Here is a 7773-nt window from a genome sequence, read left to right as displayed (position 1 = left end):
ATGAATAATATGCTCTTTCAGAGCATCTAAACCGCTTAAGTTGAGCCACCTTCACGCAAAAAATTGAGCCATTATCACGCAGGGTGAGCCAAATTGTAAAATTTGGCAATAATTAATTTATGCACTTATTTTAGGTGTAAATTAATTATTTCAAGGAGGCTTCCCTATGTCGAAGTATCGTGAAATCCTTAGGCTGAATAGTCAAGGTATTAGTGGTAGAAGTATTGCGATCAGTTGTGAATGCTCGAGAAATACAGTTGCTAAAACGCTTAAGCGTGCTGAAGAAAGTGGTATTTCATGGCCATTACCTAAAAACATGTCTGATGAAATGCTTGCTAAATGTTTGTTTCCTAAACAAAATAATCTCTCTTCACGCAAACTCCCAGATTATGAGTACATCCATAAAGAAATGGCTAAAAGTGGTGTTACATTAAGCCTTTTATGGAATGAGTATTGTGAAACATGTAGGTTAAGTCATGACATTCCATTGATGTATACACAGTTTTGTAAGTATTATCGTGAGTTTGCTACGAAAACTAAAGCAACTATGCATATCCAAAGAAAACCTGGCGAAAAACTTGAAGTGGATTGGGCTGGACAAACAGCTTCTATTACTGACCCTATTACAGGTGCAGAACTACCTGCATATGTTTTTGTGGCTACTTTACCAAGTAGTCAATACGCTTATGTAGAAGCATTTCTATCACAAAACCAAGAATGCTGGATTACTGCACATGTCCATGCTTTTGAATTTTTTGGTGGTGTTACTAGAATACTTGTGCCTGATAATCTAAAAACAGGTGTTGAAAGATCATCATGGTATAATCCTACTATTAATAAAACGTATCATGAAATGGCAGAACACTATAACACAGCTGTTATACCAGCAAGAGTTAGAAAACCAAAAGATAAGCCAAGTGCTGAAGGCACTGTAGGCGATATATCTACTTGGATCATTGCAGCTCTTAGACATCAAACCTTCTTTTCACTTCAAGAACTTAATACCTGTATAAAAGAAAAGCTCTATGATTTTAACCACAGGCCTTTTCAAAAGAAACAAGGCAATCGCTATGATACTTTTATCAATGAAGAGAAAGAAATGCTTATACCTCTTCCTAAAAAGCCCTACGAGCTAGCACTCTGGAAAGTGGCAACCGTTCAGTTCAACTATCACATTGCTGTCGATAAAATGTATTACAGTGTTCCTTATGAATATATCAAGTATAAAGTAGATGTAAGGATCACTAAAAATGTAATCGAAGTTTTTTATAATAATACACGCATCTGTTCTCATCCAAGGCTTTATGGAAAACCTGGGCAATATAGCACAGTCAATGATCATATGCCTGAAAAACACAAAAAGTACGTTGAATGGAATGCTAAACGGTTTATTGATTGGGCTCAAAATGTTGGTCCATCTACGGTGATTGTTATAAAAGCTATCTTGGCTTCCTATAAGATTGAAGAACAGGGTTACAAACCATGTCTTGCACTTCTAAAACTTGCTGATAAATACTCTGTTGCAAGAGTGGAAATAGCTTGTGAAAAAGCCCTCACCTATACACCTCATCCTAGTTATAAAACGATAAAGACCATCTTGCAGACTGGACAAGATAAACTTGAAAAGGAAGATGTATTTGTTACTAATAATGATGAAGATAGATCTTTTGGATTTATCAGAGGTGCAGAGTATTATGGGAGGCGATCATAATGATCAATGAAACGACTATTTCAAAACTTACAGAAATGCGATTAACTGCTATGGCAGATGCCTATCGTAATCAACTAACAGATCCTGCATTTGCAACATTATCTTTTGAAGAACGTCTAGGATTACTTGTAGATCTAGAATGGTCAAGAAGAAAAAGTAATAAACTTTCAAAACTCATTAAGAAAGCCGCTCTTTGTCAGTCGGCGGCTTGCATAGAAGATATAGAATATCACTTAGATAGGAAACTAGATAAAGCACAGATCACAAGGCTTTCTACATGCAATTATATAGCTGAGCACCACAACATCATCTTATTAGGAGCATCGGGTGCTGGAAAGACTTATATTGCCTGTGCTTTTGGAATTGCAGCATGCCGCAATTTCTATAGTACTAAGTATATCCGACTTCCAGAGCTTTTAGACGAACTTGCAGTTGCAAGGGGACAAGGCATTTATCAGAAAGTGCTAAAGAACTACAAACGAGTAAGTCTTCTCATCATTGACGAATGGTTGCTTGTGCCACTTACTAATACAGAAGTAAGAGACCTACTAGAAATCATAGAAGCACGATACAAAAATGCATCAACAATTTTTTGTTCTCAGTTTGCAACAGGAGGCTGGCATTCAAAACTTGGTGAAAGTACCCTTGCAGATTCAATACTAGATCGCATTATCCATGATTCCTATACGATCTTTATTGATGGAGAGGATTCCATGAGAAAAAGAAAGGGATTACAAGAAACAAGTGATCTCTCATAATTGTAGTGGCTCACCTAGCGAAAAGGTGGCTCACTTTGAGCCGTGAACACGGCTCAATACATAACGGAACAGTGGCTCTGGCGAGCCGAAATAATCAATAAGAAAACTCTCTCATTTTAATTTGTACTAAATCTTGACAGAGGACCATTTAAATCCATTTCAAATAACTCTCTCATAAATACCTCCTTAATTAATTAAAGCTCATTTGTTCTCTCTATATCCTCATTATCTTCATTTTATTTCTTTTCAAATTATATCACGTTCATATAAGCGTTACATGAAAAATGATGGCTACGAAACACCCTAAAAGAGTATCATCTCGTAACCACCATTAATCATTCACTTGTATTTCTGATTGCTCAAATACTTTATCTCTAAACTCCTAATCTTATATATCACATGAATTACCACTGCTGACTTACTTAATGTATTCATTTCCATGATTTGTTCCTGTAAAACTAAGACCACCTTTTTCATACGCTAAAAGTCTTGTAAACGGAACATCCTCCCACTTCCCCTGATCTAGAGGAACAGTAGAAAAAATTATGGTGTCATTAACCTTTTTATAATGCAGTGTATCTTTATAGTTTGTATGAACAAAAAAAAGTTCCCCATCATAAATTAAAAGATTAACCTTATTATTATTCTTAGTAATCCTACATATTATTTCATCTAGAAGCTTAAATCTCTCTTTCTTTGTTAGACCATATCCCCTTTGAGCTTGTCTCTGGTTTACTTCATCTATTATGTATAGTAAAATTCTCTCACTATCGGTCCTTCCAATCTGCACTTTCTTGTACTTATCCAAAATAGGACAGTTAAACATGGTTCCATTATGAATAAGTGTCCAACTTCGTCCCGACTGATCCTTTTGATAAAAGGGATGACAATTTTCCGTCCCTATACCTCCCTGAGTTGCCAATCTAATATGAGCAAACATATTAGTATCAACTATATGTTTTTTTAGCTTTTCTTCGATAATCTTACTTTCAAACGCAGGTACTGCTTCCTTTTCGATCGCCGGTATTTCACCATCAAAATTTGCCATTCCCCAACCATGAAGATGTACAGTACTATGCTCAAAAAACTCCTTTAGATAATGGTTTAATTGTATCGGATTCTTTCCTGAAACCCCAAACAATTCACACATTCTAGCTTTTCACCTCGATACTATTTATTTTTAATAGCACTCAAAAATTCCTTAGCCCGTTGCGTTTTCGGATTATTAAAGAACTCCTCTGGCGTATTTTCCTCTAATATTGCACCACCATCCATAAAGATGATCCTATCTGCAACTCTTCTAGCAAAATTCATTTCATGAGTAACAACAATCATCGTCATTCCTTCCTTTGCAAGCTCCGCCATAACTTCTAAAACCTCACCTATCATCTCTGGGTCAAGAGCGCTAGTAGGCTCATCAAAAAGGATGGCCTTAGGATGCATAGCAAGTGCTCGAGCAATAGCCACTCTCTGTTTCTGTCCACCAGAAAGCTGAGCTGGCATCTTTGTTGCCTGAGACTCAACACCAACTCTCTTCAAAAGCTTCATAGCTTCTTCTTTTGCTTCCTTCTTAGAAATATGAAGTACATCTATAGGTGCAACTGTCACATTTTCTAATATTGTTTTATGAGCAAAAAGATTAAAGGACTGAAATACCATCCCCACTTGTGAACGAAGCTTTGCAAGTTGTTTTCCCTCTTCTGGAAGAGTTACTCCGTCAATAAATATCTCTCCAGAATCAATGGTTTCAAGTCTATTAATTGTTCGGCAAAGCGTAGATTTACCTGAACCTGATGGCCCAATTACAACGACTACCTCGCCTTTTTTTACTGAAAGATTTATCTCCTTTAAAACATGTAAATGGCTGTAATGCTTGTTAACATGTTTTAACTCTATAACTGGTGTTTCTCTATTTTCCATTGATATATTCCTCTTTAAAAATTATCTTCCTACTCAAAATAACGGATTCTTTCCTGCCAGCTTAACTGAAATTCTATTTAGCATATAATTTATAAGGATATAAATAATTGCTGTTACCAAGTAAACTGAAAGCAGGGCATCATAATTGCTAATCAGTACTTTTGAGTTCTGCATAAGGTCTGAATAATTAACTACATAAGCAAAGGTTGTATCCTTAAGTACAATGACAATCTCTGCTATAAGAGCGGGTATAACATACATAAAAGCCTGAGGAAAAACGATTTTAAAAAAAACACTTCTATTTGTCATACCTAGAGAAAAAGCAGCTTCTGTCTGCCCCTTTGGCACTGCATTCACACCACTGCGAAGTACTTCAGCCACAACCCCTGTAGCTGAAAGAGCTACTGGAACTGATATCTTCCAAAAAGCAGGAAGCTTAAGACCAAACTGTGGTGCAACTAAAAAGAAAAAATAAATAAAAAGTAAGGTTGGAACACCTCTACTAAATTCTATGATTACTGCACTTACTCCATTTAATAGCTTACTTTTACTAATCCTTCCCATCATGAGAAGCATGCCAGTCAGAAACGCTATAACACCCGATATAACAGCAACTTTCAAAGTTCCTAAAAGTCCTTTTCCAAGAAATAACCATGTTGTTACTCTTCCATAAAATGACCAATATTTAGTTTTCAACTGACCTGTTATATAAAACTGACGAACAATGACTGCTAATAATCCAATCATTATAACTATAGAAATTGCTGTAGCAATTCTTATTTTCATTCGTGTCTTTGGGCCTGGTGCCTCATAAAGTACATCTCTTATTGAAACATTTTCTAAGCTCATCGCATGATTCTCACCTTTCGATCAATTAAATTTCCAATCTGACCTATCACTACTGCTGTTGCACAGTACATAACTGCCGAAATAAGGAATGCTGTCACTCCACCTACTGCATGTGTATTGATATAAGAAACGATTCCTGTAAGCTCTGTTGGTTTAAGCGGTACCTGTGAAGCTAATGCTGTAGTAAGCATTGTAGCCACAAGCAGATTGGTCATCGGAAGAACACTAGATCTAATTGCCTGTGGAAGCACCACATTCTTTATGATCTTTCCAAAGTTCATTCCTAGCGACCTTGCTGCTTCAATTTGTCCTACTTCAATTGTATTTATTCCTGCTATAAGATACTCCGAGCAAAAAGCTGAAGGAATAATCGTTGTAGCAATTAGAACACAAGTATAGTATGACCAAACCATCTTTAAATAAGGGAAGGCATAGACCAAAAGAATCAAGAGTGCTGAACCTGGTATATTTCTAAAAATCTGAACATAGAAATCTCCTAAGTTTCTCAACGGCTTTATAGGACAAATGCGCATAACTGTAATAACCACACCAGCCAAAAATGCTAGTATAAACGAAACTGTTGTAAGTTTCCATGTTGTTAATAGTGCCAGCCAGTACTTGTCTCCAAATTGTGATAATAACTCCAAAATAGACATATAATCTCCTAAAAATGAACTTAATCTTATTCAATCACAGGAACACTTGGAACATCTTTAATTCCTGTACGATCTCCAAGACTAATCTTCCATAACTGTTCCCATGTTCCATCTTCTACAATCTGTTTAAGAAAAGTATTTACAAACTGGACACCATCAGAATCAATTGGAAGTCCAATACCATAATTATCTTCTGATCCAAATGCTTCACCGGCAATTTGATACACGCCTGGGTTCTTTACAATTGAGTTAAGGAGTAATGTATAGTCTGTAACATATGCATCAACACGACCTTGCTCAAGTGCTGCGCGTGCTTCTTGGTCTGACTCAAACTCCTGAATCTCTGCCTCAGGTGCATACTCTGCTAAAATATCAGGTCCTGTTGATCCAGCCTGCGTAGCAACAATTTTTCCTGCAAGGCTATCAACACCAGTAATATCTTCTTTTCCTGCTGCAACTAAGATTCCCTGTTGAGATGTGTAATATGGACCGGCAAAAGAAATAACCTTTGCTCTTTCTGGTGTAATTGAGTAGGTTGCAAATACTGCGTCTACCTGACCGCTCTGAAGGACAGATTCTCTTGTACTTGAATCCACCTGTGTTAATTCATATGCTGACTCATCACCTAAGATATAACGAGTAAGTAGCTGATAAAGACCTGCATCAAATCCACGAACACCTTCATCTGTCTCATCTAACTGACTAAAGAGGAATGATGTTCTTGTGCCACCAACTCTTAATTTACCTGCTTCCTTAATTGCTTTTGCCCACTCACTTGCTTGAATGGTTGCATCATCCGCCACTGGACCTTGTGCAACTAATGTATCAAAAGCTTTTTTATTAATTGCTACTAATGCTGACTCTTCTGCATCCTTCTCAGTTTCCTGTGCTGCTAATGCCTCTGTACTTTCTGATGTTTCTGCTGCTGTTTGTGTGGCTACTGTTTCTTCTTTTTCACCACATCCTGTCACTGATGTTGCAACAAATGCTGTTATCATAAGTATTGATGCTAACTTTAATGATATCTTCTTCATATTTTTCTCCCCCTCATAAGTAATACTCATTTTAATATTTAATACTTGATACTAACCTAATCAATAGATTCTATAAGAACCTTTTGTTTAAATAGATAATAGGAAGGTGTTCTATTTTTTGTATCCGCCTCAATGGTCGTTAAGGAAACAAAGACCGCATCTTTTGTTTCCCGTACCATCCCCCTGCCTTTTTCCTTGAACTTATCAGGCGTTCTAGATGGATCTAAGATCATAAACTCACCTTCTTTATAGCTAACTGCTGTAATATAATGACCTGTATGAGAAAATACTCCAATATGATCATCATGATCTCCTCCTACGTTAATGATGGCACATCCACCATCCTGAAGGCATTCTATTAAAGCATTTATGTCATCAGAAAACTCCACATAAAAATTAAACTTCTTTGCAAAAGCTTTGCTTAAAAGACTCATGTCGGTTCCAATTTCTCTGTTTGCACCTACAGCATATGAAATCTTTACAGCATCCTCAAGGCTTAATGATTTATCTGACAATCTATCTAAAACCATACAAATAGCACAAATACCACAGCCAGCAACCTTTATCGTTCCTTTTGTTGCAAAATCACTTTTGGGATGATCTAAATCCGTGAGATATGAAATATTTTCATGTTCGAGTTGATTAATATAAAGCATTTCTCTTCCTTCTTTTATTTTAATTCCTACTAAATTAGTAGTTTTTATATTTATTAGATATTATCATTATATATTTTTATTGTCAATAATTTATAAAATATTTATTATAACCAAAATTTATAACCTATTATAACTATTCAATCCCCCCCTAAAGTAACTGGTAAATGTTTCGGATTGTCATTTCATAAG

At 36.1% G+C, this 7773-nt stretch carries 8 protein-coding genes; 2 read left to right on the top strand and 6 right to left on the bottom strand.

Going from position 1 to position 7773, the window contains the following annotated elements:
• Positions 1–166: 166 nt before the first annotated feature.
• Together istA and istB are read left to right on the top strand one after the other, a co-directional pair.
• Positions 167–1711, top strand: coding sequence for an IS21 family transposase (gene istA / locus JCM14822_RS17255; RefSeq protein ID WP_054743746.1), 1545 nt, complete (start codon positions 167–169; stop codon positions 1709–1711).
• On the top strand, positions 1711–2469 hold the full coding sequence (istB, locus tag JCM14822_RS17250) for an IS21-like element helper ATPase IstB (RefSeq protein ID WP_054743744.1): 759 nt from the start codon (positions 1711–1713) through the stop codon (positions 2467–2469). Before istA ends, istB begins: the two co-directional genes overlap by 1 nt.
• A 418-nt stretch (positions 2470–2887) precedes the next feature.
• Here istB and JCM14822_RS17245 read toward each other — a convergent pair whose 3' ends face one another.
• The 6 genes from JCM14822_RS17245 to JCM14822_RS17220 are packed head-to-tail and all read right to left on the bottom strand — an operon-like array spanning position 2888 to position 7584.
• Positions 2888–3619 carry a class II glutamine amidotransferase gene (locus JCM14822_RS17245; RefSeq protein ID WP_054743742.1) on the bottom strand — a complete coding sequence of 244 codons (732 nt, stop codon included), beginning with the start codon at positions 3617–3619 and terminating at the stop codon, positions 2888–2890.
• 20 nt (positions 3620–3639) lie between these two features.
• The gene (locus tag JCM14822_RS17240) at positions 3640–4389 is read right to left on the bottom strand and encodes an amino acid ABC transporter ATP-binding protein (RefSeq protein ID WP_054743740.1); all 750 of its coding nucleotides are present in this window, start codon (positions 4387–4389) and stop codon (positions 3640–3642) included.
• Positions 4390–4422: 33 nt separating this feature from the next.
• Complete coding sequence (locus tag JCM14822_RS17235; protein WP_054743737.1) at positions 4423–5238, bottom strand: amino acid ABC transporter permease; 816 nt, start codon at positions 5236–5238, stop codon at positions 4423–4425.
• Positions 5235–5894, bottom strand: a complete 660-nt coding sequence (locus JCM14822_RS17230) for an amino acid ABC transporter permease (protein ID WP_054743735.1) — start codon at positions 5892–5894, stop codon at positions 5235–5237. Before JCM14822_RS17230 ends, JCM14822_RS17235 begins: the two co-directional genes overlap by 4 nt.
• Positions 5895–5920: 26 nt before the next feature.
• Positions 5921–6928, bottom strand: a complete 1008-nt coding sequence (locus JCM14822_RS17225) for a glutamate ABC transporter substrate-binding protein (protein ID WP_054743734.1) — start codon at positions 6926–6928, stop codon at positions 5921–5923.
• 56 nt (positions 6929–6984) lie between these two features.
• The gene (locus tag JCM14822_RS17220) at positions 6985–7584 is read right to left on the bottom strand and encodes a C39 family peptidase (RefSeq protein ID WP_054743732.1); all 600 of its coding nucleotides are present in this window, start codon (positions 7582–7584) and stop codon (positions 6985–6987) included.
• Between the last annotated feature and the right edge of the window lie 189 nt (positions 7585–7773).

Origin of the sequence: Cellulosilyticum ruminicola JCM 14822 (assembly GCF_001311925.1) — a bacterium.
GTDB lineage: Bacteria > Bacillota > Clostridia > Lachnospirales > Cellulosilyticaceae > Cellulosilyticum > Cellulosilyticum ruminicola.
The sequence above is the reverse complement of the archived record's forward strand: the minus strand, read 5'-3'. Positions and strand labels throughout refer to the sequence as shown.

Bases quoted from the DNA above. Each gene is read 5' to 3' on its own strand.
- istA (WP_054743746.1), top strand. From the start codon at position 167: ATGTCGAAGTATCGTGAAATCCTTAGGCTGAATAGTCAAGGTATTAGT.
- istB (WP_054743744.1), top strand. From the start codon at position 1,711: ATGATCAATGAAACGACTATTTCAAAACTTACAGAAATGCGATTAACT.
- JCM14822_RS17245 (WP_054743742.1), bottom strand. From the start codon at position 3,619: ATGTGTGAATTGTTTGGGGTTTCAGGAAAGAATCCGATACAATTAAAC.
- JCM14822_RS17240 (WP_054743740.1), bottom strand. From the start codon at position 4,389: ATGGAAAATAGAGAAACACCAGTTATAGAGTTAAAACATGTTAACAAG.
- JCM14822_RS17235 (WP_054743737.1), bottom strand. From the start codon at position 5,238: ATGAGCTTAGAAAATGTTTCAATAAGAGATGTACTTTATGAGGCACCA.
- JCM14822_RS17230 (WP_054743735.1), bottom strand. From the start codon at position 5,894: ATGTCTATTTTGGAGTTATTATCACAATTTGGAGACAAGTACTGGCTG.
- JCM14822_RS17225 (WP_054743734.1), bottom strand. From the start codon at position 6,928: ATGAAGAAGATATCATTAAAGTTAGCATCAATACTTATGATAACAGCA.
- JCM14822_RS17220 (WP_054743732.1), bottom strand. From the start codon at position 7,584: ATGCTTTATATTAATCAACTCGAACATGAAAATATTTCATATCTCACG.